24 protein-coding genes and 1 pseudogene are annotated in these 23976 nt (G+C 46.2%); 9 read left to right on the forward strand and 16 right to left on the reverse strand.

The window, feature by feature from the left end; genetic code table 11:
* Positions 1–56: 56 nt before the first annotated feature.
* Complete coding sequence (locus tag QMZ64_RS12060; RefSeq protein WP_165426688.1) at positions 57–1901, reverse strand: monovalent cation:proton antiporter family protein; 1845 nt, start codon at positions 1899–1901, stop codon at positions 57–59.
* A gap of 263 nt (positions 1902–2164) precedes the next feature.
* Here QMZ64_RS12060 and prpE point away from each other — a divergent pair, with 263 nt between their 5' ends.
* A complete protein-coding gene (gene prpE / locus QMZ64_RS12065) occupies positions 2165–2905 on the forward strand; it encodes a bis(5'-nucleosyl)-tetraphosphatase PrpE (RefSeq protein ID WP_265627327.1) in 741 nt (246 codons plus the stop codon).
* A gap of 16 nt (positions 2906–2921) precedes the next feature.
* On the opposite strand, the gene QMZ64_RS12070 is transcribed toward prpE, so the two are convergent.
* The 4 genes from QMZ64_RS12070 to QMZ64_RS12085 are packed head-to-tail and all read right to left on the reverse strand — an operon-like array spanning position 2922 to position 5675.
* On the reverse strand, positions 2922–3797 hold the full coding sequence (locus tag QMZ64_RS12070; RefSeq protein WP_031305089.1) for an RluA family pseudouridine synthase: 876 nt from the start codon (positions 3795–3797) through the stop codon (positions 2922–2924).
* 26 nt (positions 3798–3823) lie between these two features.
* Positions 3824–4624, reverse strand: coding sequence for an NAD kinase (locus QMZ64_RS12075; protein ID WP_023856668.1), 801 nt, complete (start codon positions 4622–4624; stop codon positions 3824–3826).
* Between the two features lie 18 nt (positions 4625–4642).
* Positions 4643–5278: a GTP diphosphokinase gene (yjbM, locus tag QMZ64_RS12080; protein ID WP_265627328.1), complete on the reverse strand. Its 636-nt coding sequence runs from the start codon at positions 5276–5278 to the stop codon at positions 4643–4645.
* 31 nt (positions 5279–5309) lie between these two features.
* Entirely contained in the window at positions 5310–5675 is a 366-nt protein-coding gene (locus QMZ64_RS12085) for a UPF0738 family protein (protein ID WP_003180659.1), read from the reverse strand.
* 130 nt (positions 5676–5805) lie between these two features.
* Between QMZ64_RS12085 and QMZ64_RS12090 the strand changes: the two genes are divergently transcribed.
* The 5 genes from QMZ64_RS12090 (at position 5806) to QMZ64_RS12110 (ending at position 9203) form a co-directional block, all read left to right on the forward strand.
* The gene (locus QMZ64_RS12090; protein WP_265627329.1) at positions 5806–6378 is read left to right on the forward strand and encodes a CYTH domain-containing protein; all 573 of its coding nucleotides are present in this window, start codon (positions 5806–5808) and stop codon (positions 6376–6378) included.
* 12 nt (positions 6379–6390) lie between these two features.
* Positions 6391–7044 (forward strand): lytic transglycosylase domain-containing protein, encoded by a 654-nt coding sequence (locus QMZ64_RS12095; RefSeq protein ID WP_265627330.1) that lies wholly within the window; start codon positions 6391–6393, stop codon positions 7042–7044.
* A 283-nt stretch (positions 7045–7327) separates the two neighbouring features.
* Entirely contained in the window at positions 7328–7726 is a 399-nt protein-coding gene (locus QMZ64_RS12100; RefSeq protein ID WP_003180652.1) for a globin domain-containing protein, read from the forward strand.
* Entirely contained in the window at positions 7723–8625 is a 903-nt protein-coding gene (gene spxH, locus QMZ64_RS12105) for a protease adaptor protein SpxH (protein WP_265627331.1), read from the forward strand. Before QMZ64_RS12100 ends, spxH begins: the two co-directional genes overlap by 4 nt.
* Before the next feature lie 410 nt (positions 8626–9035).
* Positions 9036–9203, forward strand: a complete 168-nt coding sequence (locus QMZ64_RS12110; protein ID WP_023856663.1) for a hypothetical protein — start codon at positions 9036–9038, stop codon at positions 9201–9203.
* Between the two features lie 57 nt (positions 9204–9260).
* Here QMZ64_RS12110 and pepF read toward each other — a convergent pair whose 3' ends face one another.
* Positions 9261–11090 (reverse strand): oligoendopeptidase F, encoded by a 1830-nt coding sequence (gene pepF / locus QMZ64_RS12115; RefSeq protein WP_301441320.1) that lies wholly within the window; start codon positions 11088–11090, stop codon positions 9261–9263.
* A gap of 212 nt (positions 11091–11302) precedes the next feature.
* On the reverse strand, positions 11303–12451 hold the full coding sequence (locus QMZ64_RS12120; protein WP_265627333.1) for a competence protein CoiA family protein: 1149 nt from the start codon (positions 12449–12451) through the stop codon (positions 11303–11305).
* A gap of 170 nt (positions 12452–12621) precedes the next feature.
* On the opposite strand from QMZ64_RS12120, the gene QMZ64_RS12125 reads away from it, so the two are divergent.
* Positions 12622–14166, forward strand: coding sequence for an ATP-binding protein (locus tag QMZ64_RS12125; protein WP_265627334.1), 1545 nt, complete (start codon positions 12622–12624; stop codon positions 14164–14166).
* 22 nt (positions 14167–14188) lie between these two features.
* Positions 14189–14908 (forward strand): response regulator, encoded by a 720-nt coding sequence (locus QMZ64_RS12130; RefSeq protein WP_265627335.1) that lies wholly within the window; start codon positions 14189–14191, stop codon positions 14906–14908.
* Positions 14909–14927: 19 nt separating this feature from the next.
* On the opposite strand, the gene QMZ64_RS12135 is transcribed toward QMZ64_RS12130, so the two are convergent.
* From QMZ64_RS12135 to QMZ64_RS12160, 6 genes and pseudogenes are all read right to left on the reverse strand, one after another.
* Positions 14928–16433: a tripartite tricarboxylate transporter permease gene (locus tag QMZ64_RS12135; RefSeq protein WP_265627336.1), complete on the reverse strand. Its 1506-nt coding sequence runs from the start codon at positions 16431–16433 to the stop codon at positions 14928–14930.
* Between the two features lie 22 nt (positions 16434–16455).
* Entirely contained in the window at positions 16456–16911 is a 456-nt protein-coding gene (locus QMZ64_RS12140; protein WP_243939687.1) for a tripartite tricarboxylate transporter TctB family protein, read from the reverse strand.
* A gap of 100 nt (positions 16912–17011) precedes the next feature.
* Positions 17012–18028 carry a tripartite tricarboxylate transporter substrate binding protein gene (locus QMZ64_RS12145; protein WP_265627337.1) on the reverse strand — a complete coding sequence of 339 codons (1017 nt, stop codon included), beginning with the start codon at positions 18026–18028 and terminating at the stop codon, positions 17012–17014.
* 222 nt (positions 18029–18250) lie between these two features.
* Positions 18251–19555 (reverse strand): family 8 glycosyl hydrolase, encoded by a 1305-nt coding sequence (locus QMZ64_RS12150; RefSeq protein ID WP_265627338.1) that lies wholly within the window; start codon positions 19553–19555, stop codon positions 18251–18253.
* A 246-nt stretch (positions 19556–19801) separates the two neighbouring features.
* Positions 19802–20440, reverse strand: coding sequence for an adaptor protein MecA (mecA, locus tag QMZ64_RS12155; RefSeq protein WP_003180627.1), 639 nt, complete (start codon positions 20438–20440; stop codon positions 19802–19804).
* Positions 20422–20547: pseudogene (locus QMZ64_RS12160) on the reverse strand (hypothetical protein). The gene mecA and the pseudogene QMZ64_RS12160 overlap by 19 nt, the downstream one beginning before the upstream one ends.
* A gap of 180 nt (positions 20548–20727) precedes the next feature.
* Here QMZ64_RS12160 and QMZ64_RS12165 point away from each other — a divergent pair.
* Positions 20728–21390, forward strand: coding sequence for a TerC family protein (locus QMZ64_RS12165; protein ID WP_075753414.1), 663 nt, complete (start codon positions 20728–20730; stop codon positions 21388–21390).
* 279 nt (positions 21391–21669) lie between these two features.
* On the opposite strand, the gene spxA is transcribed toward QMZ64_RS12165, so the two are convergent.
* The 3 genes from spxA to QMZ64_RS12180 form a co-directional block, all read right to left on the reverse strand.
* Positions 21670–22065, reverse strand: a complete 396-nt coding sequence (gene spxA, locus QMZ64_RS12170) for a transcriptional regulator SpxA (RefSeq protein ID WP_009328833.1) — start codon at positions 22063–22065, stop codon at positions 21670–21672.
* Positions 22066–22242: 177 nt separating this feature from the next.
* Positions 22243–22821 (reverse strand): GNAT family N-acetyltransferase, encoded by a 579-nt coding sequence (locus QMZ64_RS12175; RefSeq protein WP_003180619.1) that lies wholly within the window; start codon positions 22819–22821, stop codon positions 22243–22245.
* A 230-nt stretch (positions 22822–23051) separates the two neighbouring features.
* Positions 23052–23975 (reverse strand): ABC transporter ATP-binding protein, encoded by a 924-nt coding sequence (locus QMZ64_RS12180; RefSeq protein WP_026579902.1) that lies wholly within the window; start codon positions 23973–23975, stop codon positions 23052–23054.
* Position 23976 lies beyond the last annotated feature (1 nt).

Genomic DNA, 23976 nt, shown 5'->3' on the forward strand with positions numbered 1-23976 from the left:
TCTTGTTCATTCAGTTTATACTTTTATCTTATCACGAATTGCAAAATGGTCAAGCATCAGTCTCCAAGCGTTTTTCTCAATTCCGCAATATATTCGCGCGAACCGGTGGCGATCAGCCTGTCACCCAATTGCAGCCTTGTATCCCCGTGGGGCACAATGCTGTCAACCCCGCGGAAAATTCGGACGAAGATGACATCTCCCGTAAACGGAAACTCCCTTAACAGGACACCGTCAAATCGCTCATTGCTCATATTGATCTGATACAGCGACGCATCCTGGTTCGTCAGGAGTTTCATAACGCCAGGCGCCTCGATAAGCGCGCGCAGCAGCGTTTTTGTAGAAAGCAGAATGGAGAATGTATCAATTCCGTTATCTTTCAGTCTGGATTCGGCGTCTGGAGAATCTGCGCTGGCGATAATTCTCGCGACTTTCTGCTCTTTCGCAAAAAGCGCGATCCCTGTATTGCGCTCTTCACTGCCTGTGGCGACGACGAGTATATCCGTTTGGAAAACGCCGAATGATTGAAGCGTCTCGTATTCATAATCAGGCAAAACTTCAACATCAAACACCGGGTCCGCCAGCTTTTCTTCCTTTTTTTCCTGCCGGACATGCAGGATTCTGACGTGATAATCTTCCGGAGAAAGTTCGAGCGTAACCGGCAATGTCATTTGATTTGCGCCGATAAAGGTGATCGTCTTTTTCTCTTTTTCGCTTTCCATTTTCGGCATTAATTTTTTAAAGCCGGTCGGTGTGATGATGCATGTAATGACAGCCACCAAAATCAGCGCGCCGGACATCTGCGCGTCAATGACGCCGATGCGCTCGCCGATCGTTGTCGCCGCGATCACCAAAGAAAGCGTGGAAGTCAGGAGAAAACCGGAAGCCAGCACGGTTTTCATGTCATACCACTTTTTCAAAAACAGCACCGGAATGACTTTGCTGATTAACAGAGCCACAAACAGAAGCGGGATCATCACTAAAATTTTCGGATTGCCAAACAGCGACCAAATGTCCAATTTGACGCCTGTCATCACAAAGAAGATCGGGATGAGGAATCCGTAGCCGAATGAATCGAGCTGCTGAACGAGCTCCTTGTTCGGCGAAAGCAGCGAAACAAGCACCCCGGCTAAAAACGCGCCGAGTATATTTTCTGCACCGAGCGATTCGGACAGCGCCACAAGTACGATGATCAGCGTAAATATCGCCCTTGTGCCGATCTGGATCGTGCCTTTTGACAGCACTTCGACAAAAGGCCGCTTTTTAAATACCCTTCCGAACAGGTATAAAACGACGCCGGCGGCAAATAAGATCATTAGCAGCCACATATTGCTGTTTTCGTCGCCGTAGATTGAGGCGAACACCGCAAGCAGAATCATCGTGACAAGATCGGCAATGACGGCGACAAGCAAAATAATCTGCCCGATATTCGTCTTCATGAGACGCTCTTCCTTCAGCGTCGGAACGACAACCCCGAGCGAAATTGTCGAAATGATCAGCGTCATTAAAAAGGCGTTGTCAATAAATCCTGCCATGACAAAGCTGTAAGAAAGGCCGAGCGATAAAATAAAGACGGCAATAAAGATGACCGAAGCCGTTTTAAATGTATTCGGCGCTTCCTTTCCGCTCGGAAGCAGCTGCTTTTTCTTTCCTTTTTCAAATGCGGAAAAATCGATTTCAAGCCCGCTTAAAAACATTAAAAAGATAAATCCGAGCATCGATAAAGTTTCGAGCCATGTATCATGCTGGGCGACCAGATCGAACCCGCTTTTTCCGATAATAAGACCCATGATAATTTCAGCGACAACCACCGGTATGCTTAACCTGAAACGGTGCAGCAGGATGGGCGTTAAAAATGCGATAATCAGTACGACAACTAAAGATGAGACAGATGTGTGCTCCATAAACTGGTACCTCCTCTAAAACCGGTTTCCGGGTATGATTAGCGTTCTCTTTTTTAAAAATAAAAGGAACATCTTTTTAGACATTTTCATGTGGGAAAAGAACCGTTTGAGCTCTTTTCTCACAGGTGTAAAAATCGATTTTAACAATGCTCGCTCAGAAAAAAAAGTAATATGCCTGATTTTCTCCGGCGAAAGTCGCTGAAGCTTTATTTATATATGGATTGGGCAATGTAAATACATACGCAGACAGGAGGAAGAAACGCATGAATTACGATGTAATCGGTGATATTCACGGGTGCTATGACGAAATGATTGCGCTGATTGAAAAGCTCGGTTACTCGCTGTCATCGGGATTTCCCGTTCATCCGGAAAACAGAACACTTGTCTTTCTCGGGGATTTAACAGACAGAGGGCCAAAATCGCTGGAGGTCGTTGAATTTGTCGGACGGGCCGTTGAAGAAGGAGCTGTGCGATATGTGCCCGGCAATCACTGCAATAAACTGTACCGTTTTTTCAAAGGAAATCCGGTGAAGCTGCGGCACGGGCTGGAGACGACGGCGGCCGAATACAGAAACCTTCCGAAACATAAACAGAAGGATATCAGAGACCTTTTCATGCGCCTTTATGAAAAAGCTCCGCTTTATGAGATCCTGCATAACGGCGAACTTGTCGTCGCACATGCCGGCATCAAAGCGGAAGACATCGGCAAAAAACCTGTCGGAAAAGTAAAACAGTTTGTGCTATACGGAGATATTACAGGAGAAACGCTGCCTGACGGACGGCCAGTCAGGCGGGACTGGGCCGCCCATTACAAAGGCGATCCGTGGGTGGTGTACGGCCACACTCCTGTCAAACGTCCGCGGATGATTCATCATACGATCAATATCGATACCGGTTGTGTATTCGGCAACAGGCTGACCGCTTTCAGATTCCCCGAACTGACAACCGAATCTGTCCCCTCTTCATTGCCTTATGATGAGTCAAGATTCCGTATGGAGCCATAAAAAAAGAGAGCTTAATTCAGCTCTCTATCAACTGACTCATATCATGCGCAACCGGCGCTTGAAACGTCAGCTCTTCCATTGTGAAGGGATGAAAAAACGTCAGCGTCTCACTGTGGAGCGCCTGCCGATTGATGAAGCCGCGGGTTCCTCCGTACAGCGTATCACCGCACAAAGGATATCCGATATGACTCATGTGAACTCGGATCTGATGGGTTCTCCCGGTTTCTAGACGGATGGAGACATCCGTCATACCGCTGAAGCGCCTGTTCACCCAAAAATGCGTCACCGCTTTTTGCCCGTCGGGGATCACCGCACGCTCGATGATGCTCGATGATTTTCTGCCGATTGGCGCATCGATCGTTCCCTGCTCTTCTGCGATCAAACCGTGGACGACCGCCCGATATTGCCGTTTGACGGCTCCCTTTTTTTGCAGTCCCGATAAAAGCGAGTGGGCGAAGCGGTGCTTGGCTACAAGCATGACACCCGATGTGTCGCGGTCAAGCCTGCTCACCAGGTGAACGGTCGCGCGCACGCCCGTCCGCTGGTAATAATGAATCAGACCGTTCGCCAAGCTGCCTGATGGATGCTCGCGCGAGGGAATCGACGACAGGCATGGCTGTTTATTTAATACGAGGACATGGTCATCTTCGAACAAAATATCAAGCGGGATTTCTTCCGGGCGCAAAGATTCGCTCATTTTTTCCGGAGGGAACTGTATGACGAGCTCGTCCCCTTTTTGAAGAACGTATCTGACCGTTACATGCCCGCCGTTTACCAAAAGATCCCCGCCGCCGAATTTGATGTCCGTCAGCATCCTTTTTGAAATGCCCAGCCGCTGGACGTATTCTTTCAAAAGAACCCCGCTGTCCTCTTCTGTTATGATCTGTTTCATCAAAAAATCGCTCACAGCAAACCTTCCTATTCTCCTTTTCCGATAAAGGAATCCTGGACCCTTTTCCAAAACGGAAACGGCCGAAAGCGGGCAAACCTGATATTTTCGTTTGCGACGCGGCATTGAATTGACTTGACGTCTTTATGCAGCAATGTCAAATGGTCAATCGCGACTTGAAATGTCACATCATTAATCGGTTTAATTAAACAAGTGTGGTGCTCAGGCAGAATGAGCGGCGATCCGACCGTGCGAAACACCCGGTTGTTGATCGACGCCATTTCAGCCAGCTGGACCGCTCTGATGGACGGATGAATAATCGCACCGCCAAGCGCCTTATTATATGCCGTGCTTCCCGATGGGGTTGATAAGCAAAGGCCGTCGCCGCGGAACGTTTCGAAAAGTTCCCCTTTAATTTCGACATCTGTCACAAGCGTCCCTTCGATGCTCTTGATCGTACATTCGTTCAGCGCCAAATATCTCGCTTCATCGCTGCCGTCATTGTAGCGGACGATAACTTCCAAAACCGGGTATTCAACAATTTGATACGGCGTTTTCGCAATTGCGATCACGAGTTTTTCAATCTCGGTCGGCACCCAGTCGGCATAAAAGCCGAGATGTCCTGTATGAACCCCGACAAAAGCCGTTTTGTCGAGGCGGCCGCTGTATTTGTGAAATGCGTATAAGAGCGTTCCGTCACCGCCGACGGAAATGACGATATCCGGCTCTTCTTCATCGCATTCAAGACCGAAGTCGAGCAGATATGTTTGAATTTTGCTTTTTAATGAATCGGAAACATCATTTCCTTTGGACGATACCGCAAACTTCATCATTCCATCTCCTTTCCCCTAACCGTCATCCTCATCCTTTTTCTTGCGTGAAAATGCCACCTGAGCCTCCTGAATCTCGCCCCTGATCTCGGACATTTCCATATCGAGCCTTGATGCTGCTTCAGAAGCTCTCTGAAGCCTTAATTTTACTTTTTCCGGAATGTTGCCGCTGTATTTATAATTTAAAGAATGCTCGATTGTCGCCCAAAAATTCATCGCCAGCGTCCGGATTTGAATTTCAACCAAAATCTGTTTTTCCCCGTTGATTGTCTGCAAAGGATACAGCACGACGAGGTGGTAGGAGCGGTAGCCGCTCTCTTTATGTTCCGCGATATAGTCGCGCTTATCCACCACCGTGAAGTCCTTTCTCGCCAGAAGCATATCGACGACAATGCGAATATCCTCAAAAAATTGGCACATGATTCTGAGCCCGGCAATATCTTGCATGCTTTCAATGTTGTGCAGAGGAATGTTTTTTCGCTTGGCCTTCTCAAGAATACTCGGAACAGGCTTCACCCGCCCTGTCACGAATTCAATCGGCGAATGCTCCTCTTCGTATTCGTAAAGGGTCCGGACCCCTTTCAGCTTCACTTTCAGCTCTTCAACAGCCTGCCGGTACGGCGCTAAAAATTGCTCCCATTGTTTTTCGTCCATAAACCTTCCCCCAATTTCATCGCCTTTTTTTCTAGAGGAATATCCGTTTCACTCTCTCTTCCATTTCTTCGCCATAATTAGCATTATCTTTAATATTCTCTATTAAATATCCAAGCTCATCATGGAACCCGTTAAGCTCCAGCTCCGTGTTTCCGATATGTAAAAACACAGGAAGATTGGCGTCGAGGGCCGCTTTAAGATCGGACCAGATGCCTTCGTTTAAAATGACGTATTCAAAGGAATCGTCCTGTTCAAGTATGTATACAAATGCAAAATGATCGGAGTCTGTCAGCATGCGTCCGGCCGGTTTCCGCTCGGCTCCGTCATTGATTTCGCTGGTCAGCACCAGCCGGTCGTTTCGCAGATTGGCTTCTGTAATCTCAATTCTGTTCTGCATAATGCTCTCCTTTACAATAAAAGTACAGATTCATTTTATCATATCAGCTTCAATATTGATAAACGTTCCTTCTCAAGAGATAATAAGGAAAATGCAATTTTACCAGCTGAGAGGATGAAAAAATTAAAGAATGAGCCAGGAACTTGAAATCGAATTTAAAAATATGCTGACAAAAAAAGAATTTGAGAAAATCAAATCATATTATCAATTTACCTCCGAGCAATTTGTTATACAAAAAAACCATTATTACGATACGCCTTCCTTTTCTTTAAAAGAAAAAGGAGCGGCTTTAAGAATTCGCGAAAAACAGCAGCGATATGTACTGACATTAAAAGAGCCGGCACCTGTAGGTCTGATGGAAACCCACCAGGAACTGACCCGGAAGCCCGAATTTGAAACGTTCACGATTCCGCCTGGGCCGGTATACGATCGCCTGAAGCACCTTGGCATTGAACCGGACGAGCTCATCCTTTTCGGAACGCTTGCGACAAGCCGTGCAGAAAAAAATTTACCGCAGGGCTTAATTGTTTTGGATCACAGCCGATACTTAATGGTAGAAGACTTTGAAGTTGAATTCGAAGTGACAGACTATGAACGCGGAAAACGGGATTTCTCTGAACTGCTGAAATCGTTCGGCATCCCTGAGCGTGAAACCAAAAACAAAATCGTCCGATTTTATGAGCAAAAACTTAAAGATCAATAAGGTGGGAAAACAATGAACGTCAACCATTTGGCCGCCCTCTTGGAACTCCAGGCGATACGGTCGTTTTATCCGGCTTCAGACAGCGGTTCCGAAGATGCTGATTTTGATTTCAGCTCGATTTTAAACCAATATTTAAGCAATGTCGGCGGTTTGGAGTCTGCACAGCCCGCGGTTGTTCCGGCTGTGTCGACAGCGTCTCAGCTTCAGGCGCCGCTGACAGCCGAAAAGCCTGCGGCGATTGCGGCCGTCCCATCTGCCGCAGCGAAATCCGTCTCTTTCGGCGGCCAAAATCAGAATATTGACCAGATCATCAAAAACGCCGCAGAAAAATACGGTGTCGATGAGAAGCTGATTCATGCCGTCGTCAAGCAGGAATCGCGCTACCAGGAAAAAGCGGTCAGCCCGGCAGGCGCCATGGGCCTGATGCAGCTCATGCCGTCAACGGCGAAAGCGCTCGGCGTGAATAACGCTTTTGACCCCGTGCAAAATATAGAAGGCGGAACAAAATACTTAAAGCAGATGCTCGATAAATACAGCGGAAATGTGAAGCTCGCATTAGCGGCCTACAATGCCGGACCGGGAAATGTCCAAAAATACGGAGGCATTCCCCCTTTTAAAGAAACGCAAAATTATGTAAAAAGAATCACCTCAAATTACTATGCCTAAGCCGGAAAGGATGCTTTCCGGCTTTTTTTGTCCGCATTTACTTCCTCTTTGATCCTCCCGGTATTAAAAATACACATTTAAGAAGCGAATATGATATGATATTTGAAACAAAAACAGCGATTTTCGCCCGCAGGCAGAAGTCGGTTTGTTTGTAGAAATGGCACGAGGTTGCTAAAATAAGTATATACAATCGTGAAATAATAAATGATGCACAAGATAAATATTTTTTTGCAATAGGAATCGGTATATTTTCCTATTAGCCATATTAAAAGGAGTAGTCAACATGGGACAATCGTTTAACGCACCTTATGAAGCGATTGGAGAAGAGCTTCTATCGCAACTTGTTGATACTTTTTATGAGCGTGTAAAGCGGCATCCGCTGCTCTACCCGATTTTTCCGGACGACTTAACGGAAACGGCAAGAAAGCAGAAGCAATTTTTAACGCAATATTTAGGCGGTCCGCCGCTTTATACAGAAGAACACGGACACCCGATGCTGAGGGCGCGGCACCTGCCGTTTCCAATCACACCGGAACGGGCGGACGCATGGCTTTCGTGTATGAAAGAGGCAATGGATCATGTCGGTTTAAAGGGCGAAATCAGGGAATTTCTTTTTGAAAGGCTGACATTGACAGCCAGACATATGGTAAATCAGCCTAAAATGGAGGATGGTTCACATTGACACTCAATCAGCGTGACCAATTTTTCTCCCATTGCCACGGACATCCGCAAAAACCGATGGAAATTTATATGTTTGTCGACCCTTTGTCTCCCGAATGCTGGGCTTTGGAGCCGGCGATCAAAAAGTTGAAAATCCGTTACGGCCGCTTTTTCACACTAAGGATCATCGCCGCATGCAGCATCACAGCGCTGAACGTTCAGAAACGTAAAAAGCACCGACTCGCAGAGGCATGGGAAAAGATCGCATGCAGATCAGGCATGTCTTGTGACGGGACGCTCCTGCATGATAAAGCTCTTTCCGCACCATACCTCGCTTCGCTCGCTTTGAAAGCGGCGGAACTGCAAGGCAGAAAAGCAGGGCTGCAGTTTTTGAGATGCATGCAGGAAAGCCTGTTTCTCAATCGGCAGGATATCACCGAAGAACAGGTGCTCTTGGCAATCGCAGAGCATACACAGCTCGATCTGGAGGAATTTAAAAGGGATCTTCATTCGCAGAGCGCCGTGAAAGCCCTGCAATGCGATTTGAAAATTGCTGCCGAAATGGAAGTGGCATCTGTTCCGACTCTTACGTTTTTTAACAGTATCCGCGAAGGAGAAGGCTTAAAAGTAACCGGAAATTATTCATACGAGATTTACGAAGAAGTATTGTTTGAGATGCTCGGCGATGAGCCGAAGCCTTCACAAACACCTCCACTCGAACTTTTTATCGAATACTTTCAATTTGTAGCCGACAAAGAAATTGCCGTCGTTTACGACTGGACGCTGGAAGAGGTGGAACGGGAAATGAAAAAGCTCGCGTTCGCCCGCAAAGTCGAAAGAGTGGAAGCGAAACACGGCATGTTCTGGCGTTATATAAACGGACATCATGATGCAGGATCGCTTTATCAATGCGAAAAATAGCACGGGTTTCTCCCGTGTTTTTTTTCGCGCTAAAACGAACGCACGTTCCTTTTTGAAGCAGTAAGAAACCGCGCCGGGATAAGCGCGGTTTCTAATATGTCTTAACGACAACAAAGGGGATGGGAGAAATTTTTCACGGTCAAACAAAGGGGTAAATGTTTGTTTGTGATCAATTTCACATCTTTATAATATCAAATCATGTCGAGTTTTGACAACTGATTTCATTAGTTTTCACATTTTTGTCACAAAAACATAAATAATAGATGTCCATCATATGATCAAAGTAACAAAGAAAACGAGCCCGCCGCACGTTGCAAAACCGCGATTTATGCGGACTGGCGAACGGTTTGCTACGCTTTTTGCGCCTCGTCTCCCCCTGTGAAATTTTATCAGTCCTTAGGAGGGTTTTTATGCTTCAGATCATTTTAGGACTTGCATCAATATTATTTTTTTTCGTCTTGAACATTTTAGGTTTGATGAATATGTTTCCCCTTTATATTACGTCTCCCCTCTTATTTATATCAATCCTTTTTACGCTCAGCCGCCTCAACCACCGCAAAACATTTAAAGGTTTTTGACCTCATCGCGAACAAGGCTGCCGGTATGACCGGCAGCCTCTTCCATCTATTCGCCTATTATGAATGATTGACTTTTTGCAAAAGTTCTTCCATTTCGTTCAGCTGCTCTTCAAACTTTTTGCACGCAGCTTCGATCGGCTCTGAAGATGTCATATCGACACCGGCTTTTTTCAGCACTTCAATCGGATAATCCGAGCTTCCCGCTTTCAAGAACTCAATATAGCGGTCAACAGCCGATTTGCCTTCTTTTAAAATCTGCTGACTGAGCGCCTGAGCTGCACTGAAGCCTGTGGCGTACTGATACACATAATAATTGTAGTAGAAATGCGGTATTCTTGACCACTCAAGACCGATTTCCTTATCAATCTCAATATTGTCACCGAAATATTTTTTATTCAAATCATAGTAGATGCTCGTTAACAGCTCAGGTGTCAGCGGTTCACCTTCCTGGGCTTTGACATGGATCTCATGTTCAAATTCGGCAAACATCGTCTGTCTGAAAACCGTTCCCTTGAAGCCTTCAAGCATATGATTCAAAATATAGAGCCGCTGTTTTTCATCGTCGATTGTATTCAGCAAGTATTCTCCCAAAAGCGCTTCATTCGTCGTAGAAGCTACCTCGGCTACGAAAATGCTGTAGTTTCCGTACGGGTAAGGCTGATATTTTCTCGTATAGTAGCTGTGCACGGAATGGCCGAATTCATGGACGAGCGTAAACAAATTATTGACGTTGTCCTGCCAGTTCATCAAAATATACGGATTTGTTCCGTAAGTTCCTGAGGAATAAGCGCCGCTTCGTTTTCCTTTGTTTTCATACACATCGACCCAGCGGTTGTTCAATCCTTCTTTCAGGATGGATGAATATTCTTCCCCTAAAGGCGTCAAACCTTTCAGCATATAGTCCTTTGCCTGCTCGTAGGTAACTTTCATTCCAGAGTCCTTTACAAGCGGAGTATACAGGTCATACATGTGCACCTCATCAAGCTCAAGCACTTTTTTTCTAAGCTCAACATAGCGGTGAAGAAGCGGGAGATGCTTGTTGATCGTGCTGACAAGATTGTCGTAGACTTCTTCAGGAATGCTGTTGCGCGACAAAGCAGCTTCCCGCGCCGATTTATAATGTTTAACCTTCGCATAAAAGTTGTCTTTTTTCACAGCTCCGCTGAGCGTGGAAGCGAGCGTGTTTTTAAAGCGGCCGTATGTTTCGTAAACCGCCTTGAATGCCGCGCGGCGGACATCACGATTCTCGCTTTCCAAAAAGGTGACATAATTGCCGTGTGTGAGCTGCACCTTTTCTCCATTTTCATCGGTGATCTCCGGAAATTCCATATCGGCGTTATTCAGCATGCCGAACGTATTGGAAGAAGATGAAAGAACATCAGACGCTTCGGCCAAAATCCCTTCCTCCTCCTCGCTCAGCACGTGAGGACGCTCTTTATTGATTTCTTCGAGAGCATGTGAGTAAAGCTTTAACTCCTCTTTTTCCAACAGGAACTGCTGAAGCTTTTCTTCCTGAATCGATAGTATTTCCGGCACCATGTAGGCCGTCGCGCTCGCAGCCTGGGTATAGAGGTTGGCCGCTTTATCATTGAGGCCTTGGTAAAAAGAATTTCCAGTATCCTGATCATAGCGCATGTGAGCGTACGTATACAGCTTCCCGAGACGCTCCATCACCTTATCCTGATAAGTCAGCGCTTCATATAAATCATCGGCGGAATGGCCGAGCCTGCCCTTGAATTCGGAAAGCTTGGGCAGCAGTTCTTTAACGGCTTGAAATTCCTCGTTCCAAGCGTCATCTGACGGGAAGATATCCTCAAGTCTCCACGTGTCTTCTTGCTTCACCTCTTCTCTTGAAGGCAGTTTCTTCGATTTTTTTTCTTCAGCCACTGTCAATCCCCTCGCTTTCTTTACTCCAAGTCCATTGTTGTCCAATAAACTTGTATTGTGTTTATCTTCTGTTTTTTCACCGTCTTTTGTCAAATCATATGCGAAAAAAAAGACGCAAAATCCCGCCGTTAAAAAATAAAATACGCATCTTTTGATCTGAAACAGCCCGGACACCACCTTCCTTTCTTTAGGTTGAACGAAAGGCTTGATAATCATTCGGAAAAATAATGTTCATCCCTTTTTAACAGCGCCTCCAGCCGCGGCTCCGGAGCAACAGGACCCGCGGAATAATAAAATTCCTCTTTCCTCTCCAAAAATCCTTTTTTATGCAAAAAACAAATGTATTCGCAAACGGCATCAGCAGCCGTTTGCTGCCCGCTCCATCTCAGCTTCAGCCTTTTGCTCTTGACGAGCCAGTCCACATAATGAACCGCAGACTGCAGGCGAAACGTATCATGCTTCGTTATAAATAAGAAAAGGTACCCTTGCCACACATAAACCGGATGGGCAAAAATATAGCCTGACGGCACCGGGAGAAAAACTTCTGAGGGGAAAAACGGGAGCGGGAGCCGGTACTTTTCATAAAAGAGCGCGGCAATCTGCTTCGCTTCTTTTGATAAAAAACGCACGGCTGACATCCGAAAGCTGAGGACGTTTCTTTTCCAATCTTTAAGCTGGAGAGGCGAACAGTTTTCCCGCGCGGTTACATCATGCCAGCTTGCTTCAGCAAGTGGGAGAAAACGCAAGGATGCGGATGTTTTGTTTGTTTGAAAGGGAATCAAGTGTTCGAGGATGATGAAAGCCTTTTGTTCGGGGCAAAAAAACAGGAGCTTGGGAGGCTTTTCGCTTTTCTGAGCGAACTGCCAGTGAAACACTGAAAGCTGAAAAAAACTCCCCGTTAAGCGTCTTACCCGGTTACCGCCCAGAATCCACAACGGCTCGATTCCCAGTTTGAGAAAGCCTTCCGTTCTTTTTCGGTACGCTGCAGCATCGAGATTCGCACATTGAAATTCAACCGCAACCTGGCGGGTTCCGTAGTCCAGAAGCAAATCGGGCCTTTGTCTGATCTCTTGCAAATACGGTTCAAGCACCGGACTGAGTCCTTGCCTGCCGAGCCATTCGTACAACATCCGTTTTCCTTTCAGATGATAGGAGCTCTCCGGTTCATGGGGCACCGGACATGCTGCACCCGGCTTATGAGCGAAGTGCGGGAGCTTGACGGGACCGACTTTCAGGTCAAGTTCACATCGGCAAACCGGACAGTAAAATAAATGTCGATTTCTCAATCGCTTGAGATCTTCGGTTTTGTATCCGTCGGCAAGACAGATGATCTCTTCTTGATCGATCATTGCACTGAACATTTTGTCTCTCTCCTTCCTGTTTGATCAAGTATTCAACATTCACGGAAGCTTTCCTTTTTTTGAAAACGCTTCAAATTCAGGCCGATTTTATATAAAGTAGTATTATAGAACTCGAAATTTTTAGAAAAGGAGTTTTTGACATCAAACGGAAGCTGACCACCAAGCTCACATTGCTGATTCTCACCCTGCTATTGATCTTGCTTTCTGTTATGAGCGGCCTCTATTTAATCATTTTAGAAAATTCGTTAAAAACACAAATTCAAGCCAGAGCGCTCGATATGGCGAAAACGCTCGCCCAGATGCCTTCCGTCCAGGAAGCCTTTGAAACGGAAGATCCGTCCCGAATCCTTCAGCCAATTGCAGAAAATGCGAGAAAGCAGTCCGGTGCGCAATACATCGTGATCGGCTCGGCGGATGCGATTCGCTATGCTCATCCGGACCCGGGAAAAATCGGCAAACCGATGGTCGGCGGAGACAATCAGCGCGCTCTTGAAAAAGGAGAAGCATACATTTCGGAAGCCGTCGGCACGCTTGGCCCGGCCATCAGGGGGAAAGCCCCAATCCTTAATGAAAACGGCAAAATCGTCGGAATCATCTCAGTCGGTTTTTTAAAAGAAAATATTCAGGATATCGTCTCTCAATATCAGACAAAATTCATATTTTTATTGGGATTTGTCGTGCTGATGGGAGTTTTGGGAGCCGTCTATATTTCCCGCAATGTCAAAAAGTCCATTTTCGGTCTTGAACCTTATGAAATTAATCAATTATATACTGAAAAACAGGCAATTACAGAATCTGTGCACGAGGCCTTGATCGCTATCAACAAACATGAAGAAATCACGCTCTTGAATAGAAAAGCGTGTGAGCTCCTTCGCGTCGAAAGCGAAGAACAATGGCTCGGCAAACCGATTTCCGAGCTTCTTCCGGATACGCTGCTCCCCGAAGTGCTGAAAACGAAAACGGCGCAAAAAGATCAGGAATTAACGATCGGAAACGAAGAATTAATCGTCAACAGAGTGCCGATTTTCGAAAACGAAAAAATCCGCGGAGCCGTCGCAAGCTTCAGGAGAAAGACGGACATTGACGAACTCTCCAAAAAGCTGGCGCAAACTTCCCAATACGCGGAAGGTCTGAGAGCCCAGACCCACGAATATTCAAACAAGCTGAACACAATCGCGGGACTGATCCAGCTGGAAAGCTATTCTGAAGCGCTCGAATTAATCCAAAAAGAGAACAAAAGCCATCAGGAAATGCTGCGATTTCTCATCCATTCGATTCCTGATCCGCTTCTTTCCGGGTTGCTGCTGGGAAAGGTCAACCGTGCCAAAGAGCTGCACATCAACCTGGAAATCGATGAAAGCTCAAAATTGGACGCCTTACCGGACGTAATGGACAAAGGGAAATTCATTACGATTTTAGGGAATTTGATTGAGAATGCCTTTGACGCCGTGTCCCACAAAAAAGACCGCAGCATCCTTGTCTTTTTGTCAGACGGGGGAGATCACATCTTAATTGAGGTCGAAGACTCGGGAGACGGTATTCCCGAGGGGGAACAGGAGCGGATCTTTCAAAAGTTTTATTCGACAAAAGCGGCGAATCACCGCGGTCTCGGCCTCTTTTTAGTCAAAGAAGCCGTCAATGCGTTAAATGGACAAATCAAAGCGGATAAAAGCGACCTTGGCGGAGCATTGTTTACTGTCGTGATACCAAAATAGAGAAACGCTGGGGGACTGACCTATGAAAGCATTACAAGTGTTTATCGTGGAGGATGACATCAGGAACGCTGACATCCATCAAAAACTGATCAGCAAAATTGAAGGATTTTCTGTCATTGGAATCGCAGAAAATTTTAAAGATGCAAAGGATTTGCTTCCGGATGTGAAGCCCGACCTTGTCCTGCTCGACATTTTTCTGCCGGACGGCTCAGGGATGGAGCTTCTCTGGCTGATCAGACAAAAGCTCAGACATACAGACGTGATGATGATTACGGCGGCGAAAGAAGTTGAGTATGTCGAGCAGGCGATTCGCGCGGGAGCCGTCGATTATTTGATCAAGCCGATTATGTTTTCCAGGCTGAAAGAAACGCTGTTAAACTATCGGTCCTACCGGCTCAAGGTAAATGAAATGTCTTCAATCGATCAGACAGACGTTGACAGCTTGATGGCAAAAAGGCGAAGCATCATGAAAGAAAAACAAACCGCTGAAGCCGATTATCCGAAAGGAATCGACGGTCTGACGCTGAAAAAAGTAGCCGGCGTTTTAAACAAAAGCGAAAACAGTGATGGCATCACCGCCGAAAATCTCGGGCGCACCATCGGTGTCAGCCGGACGACCGCAAGACGCTATTTAGAATTTTTAGCTGCCGAAAAACATGTGAAAACAGAACTTTTCTATGGAACCGTCGGACGTCCCGAACGGCGCTACAAGCCTGTGAAAAATGAAAGTCCGGAAACATAGCGTTCCGGACATCAAAAGCCTAGCCTTCCAAATCGATCGACTTTTTATTTCTGTTCTTCATTGCCCGGGAAATCGGCGGCACGATGAGCGACAAAAGAGCCGTTATCAATAAACCGATTGTGACGGGACTTTCAAAAAACACGGACAGGCTTCCTGATGACAGCGTCATCGCTTGTCTGAATGATTCTTCCATCAAACTTCCGAGAATAAAAGCCAAAATAAACGGAGCCGCTGGAAAAGACAGCACTCTCATAAAATATCCGAGGATTCCGAAGAACACAAGAATATAAAGGTGCACGACATTAAATGTCACGGCATAGACGCCGATCAGGCAGAAAACAAATATGAGCGAAATCAAAAGCTGCTTTGGAATCAGAAGAATTTTTGACAAGAAAGGAATTAACGGCAAATTTAAAATCAGCAGAAATAAATTGCCGATATACATGCTTGCGATCACGCCCCAGAACACGTCGGGATGATCTGTAAGCATGAGCGGCCCCGGCTGAACGCCGACGACCAAAAGGGCGCCGAGCAGGACGGCCGTTGTCCCTGACCCGGGAATCCCGAGTGTCAGAAGGGGTACGAATGCGCCGCTCGTTGCCGCATTGTTTGAAGTCTCAGGTGCTGCGACCCCTTTAATATTTCCCTTTCCAAACGTTTCAGGATGTTTTGAGATTCTTTTCTCCGTAATATAAGAAATAAATGATGCAATTGTCGCCCCTGCACCGGGCAGGATGCCGAGCAAAAATCCGATGACCGAATGCCTTGCGATCGGTCCCGAAATCTCTTTCATTTCGCTTTTCGTCAGCTTCAGGCTGCCGACCTGAGACGCTCCCTCCGTCATCGGCTTGTTCCGCGTCTTGATTAAGAACGCAACTTCAGCAAGTGCAAACAAACCGAGAGCCACAATCAGAAAATCGATGCCTTCGAGAAGGCTTGCCGCACCGAATGTAAACCGTTCGGTCCCCGTCTGCGGATCAATCCCGATGGTAGCGGTCATAAAGCCCAATGTCGCAGAAATCAGCGCCTTGACTGTCGATCCTTCGGAAAGGCTCGAAATTGCCACCAGGCCGAGCATCATCAATGCAAAATATTCTGTCGGTCCAAATGTCACCGCAATGTTTGCCATTGCCGGCGCGACGAGCATCAGCGCAACTACGGTGATCGTTCCGCCTGCGAAAGAGCAGATAGCAGCGATGGCGAGAGCTTTCCCCGCTTTCCCCTGCTTTGCCATCGGATAGCCGTCAAACGATGTCGCGACAGTGCCCGCTACTCCGGGTGCATTTAACAGAATCGATGACGTCGAACCGCCAAAAACCGCTCCGTAATAGACACCCGCCATCAAAATTAACGCGGAGGCCGGGTCCATTCCATAACTTAGTGGGATCATAATAGCAATCGCGGTGATCGGTCCGAGCCCGGGCAGCATCCCGATAACCGTCCCGATCAGCACCCCGATAAAAGCGAACATGATATTTTGCGGAGTCAGCGCTACCTGAAACCCGTATAATATACTATCTAACATGCACTTCCCTCCTTATGTTCGATTAAAAAGGCATAACCCCCTGCGGAAGCATGATGTTGAGCACATAATTGAATGAAAAATAAATTGTGCTGCTGAAAATCAGTGAAACGATCGCAGCCGTTTTCCAATTCCGATATCCCAACACCGCGGGCAAAACGACCAGCAGCAATACCGTAGAAAGCAAAAATCCGATGAATTCTAAAACCGAAATGTAGATCAACAGAGAAACAACACAGAGCATCATGACCTTGACGTCTTTTTTCTTCAGCTGAAACAGCTTTTTCACCGTTGTATCCTTTTGATCTTTTTCAAAAAACAGAAATATTCCCAAAATGAGAAGCAATATGCCTAAACTTTTCGGCAGCACGTCCGCATCGATCACCGCGTACGGATAGCTGTCTAAATTAAAGCTGAGCGCCAGGTAAATGGCTGCCACAGCCAAAATGATGACAGAAACGGCCCGGTTTGTGATTCTCATGGTTTACACCAGCCTTTCTCGATTTCAGCTTGCCGGTCGCCGGCTGTGCCGGGCAAAGCTTTTAAGGCTTTCCCGTACCGGCAACCGCGCGGAGACCATTTTATTTGCCACCCAATCCGATATCATCAAGAAGCGCTTCCATTTCTTTATATTGAGCGTCAAGATAGTCTTTGAATTCTTGATGGCCCATAAAGTTATCAGTCCATCCATAGCTGTCCCGAATCGATTTCCAGCTGTCTTTTTCCATCATCTCTTTGATTTTTTCTTCATAATATTTTACGGCGGACTCGCTCATTCCCGGAGGTCCCATAAATCCTCTCCAGACCGTAAATTCATCATCGATTCCCTGCTCTTTTAAGGTCGGAAAATCCTTGACCGTATCTCCTTTCATGCGCTCGGGAGCGGTGATGGCCAGCACTCTGACTTTTCCGGCGCGCGCCTGTTCGGCCGCTTCACCGACACCTGTTGAGTAGACGTCGGCTTTTTTACCGAGCAGCATGCTCATCCCGGCGCCGTCTTGCCCCGTAATGTATTTCAGCTCTTTCGCATCAACGCCAGCCTTTTGAACAGCGCTGACAAATTGCATGTGGTCCATGCTTCCCGGAGAAGATGTCCCTACAATAGAGGCTGCTTTCGGATCTTTTTTCAGCGCATCCACAAGGTCTGTCATCGACTGATAAGGCGAATCTTTATGAACGACAAACGCTCCGTAATCGGCAATCACGCTTGCGATCGGCGTAAAATCATTGTGGCCGTACTGGGATTGTCCGTTTAAAGGCACGAACAAAATCGGCGGAGATGTAACAAACAACGTATGGTTATCACCTTTTTTGCGATGGACATACGACCATCCCGACGCTCCCCCGCCGCCCGGTTTATTGACAACAGCCATCTTTTCAATCAATTTTTCTTCACCCATAATTTTCGAGATCGTTCTGGCCGTTGTATCCCATCCCCCGCCGGCTCCGGCAGGCGCAACGACCTCAATTGCTTTCGAAGGTTTAAAGTCTTTTTCGTTCGCGGCTTTATTTGAAGCCGTGTTTCCGCCGCATCCTCCCAAAATCAGCGCAAACACAAGTAAAATTGTAAAGCCGTAACATCTGCCCCTCTTTGTCATGTTGTGCTCCCCCTTTATTGTAATCGCTTTCATTATAGCTTCACCGACTTTTCGTGCACAGTTTAACTGCATAATATTCTTTTTGTTCATAAAGTTCACAAAAAATCTTCCTCAAATAGAGATGTAATTTTTGTTAAAGGATATTTACGGGATCAACTTCTGGCGAATGAAAAACCCCTCTCCGCAGAGAAGGGTCAGTCTTTCAATTTGATATTACATTCTTTAAGGAAGGTACATCGCAAATTTGCCGTTTGCCACCAGGCTGTTCAGCATGTAAAGGCATGATCCGTAATAATCTTCTGGAATATAGGCGCTGTTAAACGCATTGGCAAATCCCGTCCTTAATGATGCATCGCTTGCTGCAGTCGCGCCGCCCGCATTGGCGGCGATCAGGCCAACCGGGCTTCCTTTTTTGACGGCCGTCCCATTCAGCGTATATTCATGGGCGGTTCTCCCGTGGTTTTCCCGTTTCATAAACGTCAAGAACTTGTTAACCGCTTTTTGCTCGCTGGCGCGATATGCGTTATCTGCCGAGGACCAAAGTGTATAATCCATAGCGATATGGGCCACCGTCCGCCAAGCATCATAGCTGAAATTTCGGTCTGTTTCCGTTGAGGAATGAGCCGCATCGCTTACGCCGTCAAAGCCGGCTTCATCGGGAAACAGGCCTGTCGCGGCATTGGTGACGGTTGATCCGTTATTTAAAACGCTTTTAAACGTCGTTTCTGACAAGTATGTTCGAGATTTGTTTGCTGCGTCTTTCCAAAAATACTGCTGGCTGCTTCCGGCGCTTTTAGCGAATAACTCGAAAAAAGCAGGAACGTGGTAGGATGGGTCCGTCCAATTGACATAAGGGCCGAATCGAACCATCGCATAGCGCTGATCCTTGCTGTTTTTTATAAACACTCGCGATTCCTTACCGGCGTTGGCGTATTCTCCGTCACCGGCCAAAGCGTCAAGCATGTCTTGAGCCCGCGCTTTGTAATCATACGGGTATTTTTTATCTCCCCAGCGGCCAGACGCCATCATGAGCGCTGCCGCAAACCAGACCTCGCCGTCAGATGCAACATTCTGATCAATGGTTTGCACGTCAGAGCCGTTCGTTTTCATATGCCAGCTATGATAGCCGTACAAACTGTCGTTTCTGTCAGAATGGCGCATATATTTACGGACGAAATCCCACAGCTTTTGGAACTTATACTCATCATTCATTTGCAGCGTAATCATCATCCCGTAACTCATACCCTCTGTTTTGACGCTGTAGTAGCCATTGCCCAGGTTATCGTCCGTCGTCGAAGCGATGTATGCTGAACCGTCCTTCATATAATGAAACAGCGATCCGCCTTTACCATCGCCTTTCGCATCAAAGTATTTTTTATAGGCCTGATTCAAATTGTTTTTGCCCGTTGTTCCGAGAATATCCGGAGTCTTGGAATGTACGGCTGCCATGGCTGTTTGAGAATAAGCGGCACAAAAACATGTTAAACCAATAAAGACAGCCATGATCCATGTTAAACTTTTTCGCATCAAATCGTTCTCACCTTTCAAAATTTGTCATAACACCAATCCATCTTGATCAATGAAACTGGAAGTGTATAGATCAGATTGACCTATTCGGTTTAGGGCGGAAATGATCGTTTTCTTTGAAAGTGGAGAGCCGTTTGAAAGATGTAAAATGGGAGGAGGGAAGTTGTGGAAAATTTAAAGCTAATGAAGACACTTCGTATCATTGTTCCAGAAAGTTAAAGCCGGCTTCAAAAGAAACCGGCTTTTTTATGCGAAGTGCTTTTTTATTGTATGAAGAGCATGATCCGCTGCAATCAGTGTTCCATACTCTTTCAGCATATGAATCGTCGTCTTTGATTCTGAGGCATACTCCAGCAGAATGCTCAGCTGGTTTTCCACCTCTTCATCAGGCAGTTCACTGAAATCCACGAATAAATAATAGCGGTTCTCGTGAGAATACAATGTCGTTTGGCAGCCGCTGATAGACATTTTTGACAGTGAGATTAAATCCTCAAAATCGTCAAACTTTAAAACAAACTGCAGTTTCTGCTCTTCTGCCTGCTCTTCTTTTTGAAAGTCGTCAAGCAAAGCATCAAGGCTTTCTTCTGCTACATGCTGTTTTTTATCTTCAGGAATCGGCAGTTCCAGCTTTTGTCCGTCTTTGGACAGCTGAGCTCTTGTCACAATGATTTCCAATCCCTTATCAAGGGCCTGCACTTGAATCCAAAGGGGGCCTTCAACGGCAAACTCTTCTTCTTCGTGCACTTCGTCCATCATTTCCCAAAAAAGCTCTTCACTGCGTTCTCGATTGTACCAAATTTCTTCTCTGTCAAACCCGCGGTCTTCGATATCACCGTAGGAAATATAAAACTTAACCGTGTGTTCGTTTATTCTTTCGATTTCCATTTGCCAACCTTCCCTTCTTTGTAAGATGTTGAAGGGATAACTAAGCTCCCAATTAATTGTACTTTACTACACTTTACCCATTACGTCCACTTCTTAACCTTACCCATGGATCAATCTTTATTTTCTATTTTATGATAAAAAAGGCGGAAAAGAAATAAAAACGCCTCCAAGGTCAAGCTAACATATTTTCCGGCCTGCTTCATATATTAGTTGTACAAGCAGCAGCTGTAGATGCGGGCTCCTTTTCAGTCAAGCCCCGATGCAAAGGCAAAGCGAGGTGCCAGTGGATGGAACACGATATACTGATGTCGTTCCTTGTGATCATCGGAATCGATCTCATACTTGGCGGCGATAACGCTGTTGTGATTGCAATGGCAAGCCGTCATTTGCCTCCCCGGCAAAGACAAAAAGCGATCATCATCGGCACATTGATCGCCATCATGATGAGAATCGCGCTAACAATGGCAGCAGTGTACCTGCTCGCGGTTCCTTATCTGCAATTTATCGGAGGAATCTTCCTGTTGTACTTAGGATATCAGCTTCTGATTGAGAAAAAAGATGCCCAGCATGTCAAAGGCGGGACATCTTTATTTAAGGCGATCCGCATCATCGTGATTGCCGATTTGTTCATGTCGCTTGATAATGTGATTGCGGTCGCTGGAGCTTCTCACGGACGCCTGATGCTAGTCGTTGTCGGCCTGATGGTCTCCGTTCCGGTCATCATTTGGGGCAGCAGGCTGATTCAAGCGGCTCTTGCCAAATTTCCGCTCTTCATATACGCGGGAAGCGGACTGCTCGCTTATACCGGCGGCGAAATGATCGTCAGAGAGCGGGAGTTATCTTCCTTTATGGCGCAGCACAGCACCCTCGAAATGCTGCTGCCCGTCCTGACGGTGATTTTTGTGATTTTAGCCAGTATTTATTATGAACAGACGAGTGAAAAGCATTAAAAAAAGAAGGCTGAAAAATTCAGCCTTCTCAGCGTGCCGACAAACCTTCGCATTCGTTGTCAGGGCCTGCGCGTCGGTGCTCACGAATAGAATAAGGTTCAGCGGCTAACCACTCAGGCGTCCTGCCTGAACGCCGCCGTCATCACATCCTGTGAAAGTCTGCTCCGATGCTCGGCCTTCCTAGACTGCAAAGGTTTTCGGATCACGCGAATCAAAAGTTGACAAAATCTAAACGATTTTGTCTACAACTAAAAGAAGGCTGAAAAATTCAGCCTTCTTTTAGTTTGCGAGACGCTGCGCTTCGCGAAGCTGGAATGTGCGCACTTTGCGCGGCAGGAAGCGGCGGATTTCGTCTTCGTTGTATCCAACCTGCAGGCGCTTTTCGTCAATGATGATCGGACGGCGCAAAAGGCCCGGATGTTCATTGATGAGCTGGTACAGCTCTTGAAGCGGCATTGTTTCAAGGTTGACGTTCAGTTTTTGGAACACTTTGGAACGGGTTGAAATAATTTCGTCTGTTCCGTCTTCCGTCATTCGTAAAATCTCTTTTATTTCATCAATTGATAAAGGCTCTGAAAAAATATTTCTTTCCGTAAACGGAATATCATGTTCTTCTAACCATGCGCGCGCCTTTCTGCAAGACGTGCAGCTTGGGGATGTATATAATGTAACCATATTGCTTCACTCCTTAAAAAGTAGAATGAAATTAGCGTATTCTTAAATTGAAATCAATCTAAAAAAGTAATCTTTATTGAGTATTATACTATAAAAAAGTAAGTGTGAACAGTCTGTAACAGAAATTTTTTGACAATCCAGCGACTTTTGCTTTTTTATGCCATCTGTTATTCTCATTTAGCTCAATTCATCGAAAATGTTCTTCTGTTTATGATCGTCAACAATCGTCAGGACGTCATCTACATCTTCATAAGATTCTCCATACCACTTCTCATCTTTGTATGTATGGATTTTTTCGTACGTTTCTTTCATCGCATCAAACACTTCTTTCTCTGTGTTTGATTTTGGAGACCAATACAAAATCTCCATTTTGTTCACTTTGCCGGTTGCGAGTGACCGGCGGCGGTAACCAATCGACTCAGCGTGTTTAAAGTTTTCCTTTTGATAAAATTTAAGACGTTTCGCCGTATCGGCATCATCTTCATCCACGGGCTCGACTTCGAGGAGGATCGGTTTGTTTTTCTTTTTCAGCTTCTCAATCAGCTTGGAACCAAGTCCCTGTCCTCGCGCGTCTTTAGAAACGAATAAATAGTCGATGAAAATAAAAGAGTCGAATTCGGCATACATCAACACATGATGGCGGCCTTCTTCTTTATGGTAAATATCGTTTTGTTCCTTTAACAATGCTTCCATGTGCTCTTTTGATTTCATTTCTTCAATTGGGAAATACTCGCTAAGCTTCTCATACCAATTCATTGATTTGCTCCTTATGGATGTTCTAATTTCACACTTTAGATATACCCGCTTTCTTTTTAGTTTAAACAAAATCTTTTTTAGAAAGGAGCTTCAGTGAAGCTGAGCATGTTACCTATATATACTAAGACGGTTGTCTCCCGCGAAGGTTTCAAATTTTTTCTCAAAAAATGGCCGGCGGTTGTTCGGCATTAAAAAAAGACAGCCTTGTGACGGCTGTCTTCCTGCTTCGTTTATTTGGATTGATAGGCTTTAAATTCTTCCTCTGTGCACATAACGAAATGGCCGGGCTTTACTTCACGGAGCTCCATCTGTTCGTCGCCTTTCAGCTGATGGACGCTTGGATCATACGTCTTCCGCACGCGCGTGCGCTCATAATCCGGATCAGGCAGCGGAATGGCGGAAAGCAATGATTGTGTATACGGATGAAGCGGATTTTCATACAGTTCATCTGCCGGCGCCAATTCAACAAGCTTCCCGAAATACATGACGCCGATCCTGTCGCTGATATATTTGACCATCGACAGATCGTGAGCGATGAAAAGGTATGTAAGCCCTCTTTCCTTTTGCAAATCCTTCATTAAATTGACGACTTGCGCTTGAATGGACACGTCCAGAGCGGAGATCGGTTCATCGGCAATGATGAATTCCGGCTCGACCGCAAGCGCCCTTGCGATTCCGATCCGCTGGCGCTGTCCGCCGGAAAATTCGTGCGGATAGCGGTTCGCGTGCTCTTTATTTAAGCCGACGAGTTTGAGGAGTTCATGAACGCGCTCAAGCCGCTCTTTTTTCGTTTTGGCCAAACCGTGGATATCAATTCCTTCTGCGATGATGTCGGCAACCGTCATCCGCGGATTCAAGGAAGCATACGGGTCCTGAAAAATCATCTGCATCTTCCGGTTGAATTCGAGAAGGTCCTTGGCAGACTTTTTGTCGTGGACATTCTTTCCCTTAAACAAGACTTCTCCGGAAGTCGCTTGATACAAACGAATGATTGACCGGCCGGTCGTCGACTTTCCGCAGCCGGATTCACCGACAAGACCGAGCGTTTCCCCTTTGTAAATGTCAAAAGAGATTCCGTCAACAGCTTTCACAATCCCTTTCGGCGTTGAAAAGTGCTGTTTTAAATTCTTGATTTCGAGCAGTTTTTCTGCCACA

This window comes from Bacillus sp. LB7 (genome assembly GCF_030449715.1).
GTDB lineage: Bacteria > Bacillota > Bacilli > Bacillales > Bacillaceae > Bacillus > Bacillus paralicheniformis.

Coding starts and splice junctions, on each gene's coding strand:
- QMZ64_RS12060 (WP_165426688.1), bottom strand. CDS start 1,901: ATGGAGCACACATCTGTCTCATCTTTAGTTGTCGTACTGATTATCGCA.
- prpE (WP_265627327.1), top strand. CDS start 2,165: ATGAATTACGATGTAATCGGTGATATTCACGGGTGCTATGACGAAATG.
- QMZ64_RS12070 (WP_031305089.1), bottom strand. CDS start 3,797: ATGAAACAGATCATAACAGAAGAGGACAGCGGGGTTCTTTTGAAAGAA.
- QMZ64_RS12075 (WP_023856668.1), bottom strand. CDS start 4,624: ATGAAGTTTGCGGTATCGTCCAAAGGAAATGATGTTTCCGATTCATTA.
- yjbM (WP_265627328.1), bottom strand. CDS start 5,278: ATGGACGAAAAACAATGGGAGCAATTTTTAGCGCCGTACCGGCAGGCT.
- QMZ64_RS12085 (WP_003180659.1), bottom strand. CDS start 5,675: ATGCAGAACAGAATTGAGATTACAGAAGCCAATCTGCGAAACGACCGG.
- QMZ64_RS12090 (WP_265627329.1), top strand. CDS start 5,806: ATGAGCCAGGAACTTGAAATCGAATTTAAAAATATGCTGACAAAAAAA.
- QMZ64_RS12095 (WP_265627330.1), top strand. CDS start 6,391: ATGAACGTCAACCATTTGGCCGCCCTCTTGGAACTCCAGGCGATACGG.
- QMZ64_RS12100 (WP_003180652.1), top strand. CDS start 7,328: ATGGGACAATCGTTTAACGCACCTTATGAAGCGATTGGAGAAGAGCTT.
- QMZ64_RS12110 (WP_023856663.1), top strand. CDS start 9,036: ATGCTTCAGATCATTTTAGGACTTGCATCAATATTATTTTTTTTCGTC.
- QMZ64_RS12120 (WP_265627333.1), bottom strand. CDS start 12,451: ATGTTCAGTGCAATGATCGATCAAGAAGAGATCATCTGTCTTGCCGAC.
- QMZ64_RS12130 (WP_265627335.1), top strand. CDS start 14,189: ATGAAAGCATTACAAGTGTTTATCGTGGAGGATGACATCAGGAACGCT.
- QMZ64_RS12135 (WP_265627336.1), bottom strand. CDS start 16,433: ATGTTAGATAGTATATTATACGGGTTTCAGGTAGCGCTGACTCCGCAA.
- QMZ64_RS12140 (WP_243939687.1), bottom strand. CDS start 16,911: ATGAGAATCACAAACCGGGCCGTTTCTGTCATCATTTTGGCTGTGGCA.
- QMZ64_RS12145 (WP_265627337.1), bottom strand. CDS start 18,028: ATGACAAAGAGGGGCAGATGTTACGGCTTTACAATTTTACTTGTGTTT.
- QMZ64_RS12150 (WP_265627338.1), bottom strand. CDS start 19,555: ATGCGAAAAAGTTTAACATGGATCATGGCTGTCTTTATTGGTTTAACA.
- mecA (WP_003180627.1), bottom strand. CDS start 20,440: ATGGAAATCGAAAGAATAAACGAACACACGGTTAAGTTTTATATTTCC.
- QMZ64_RS12165 (WP_075753414.1), top strand. CDS start 20,728: ATGGAACACGATATACTGATGTCGTTCCTTGTGATCATCGGAATCGAT.
- spxA (WP_009328833.1), bottom strand. CDS start 22,065: ATGGTTACATTATATACATCCCCAAGCTGCACGTCTTGCAGAAAGGCG.
- QMZ64_RS12175 (WP_003180619.1), bottom strand. CDS start 22,821: ATGAATTGGTATGAGAAGCTTAGCGAGTATTTCCCAATTGAAGAAATG.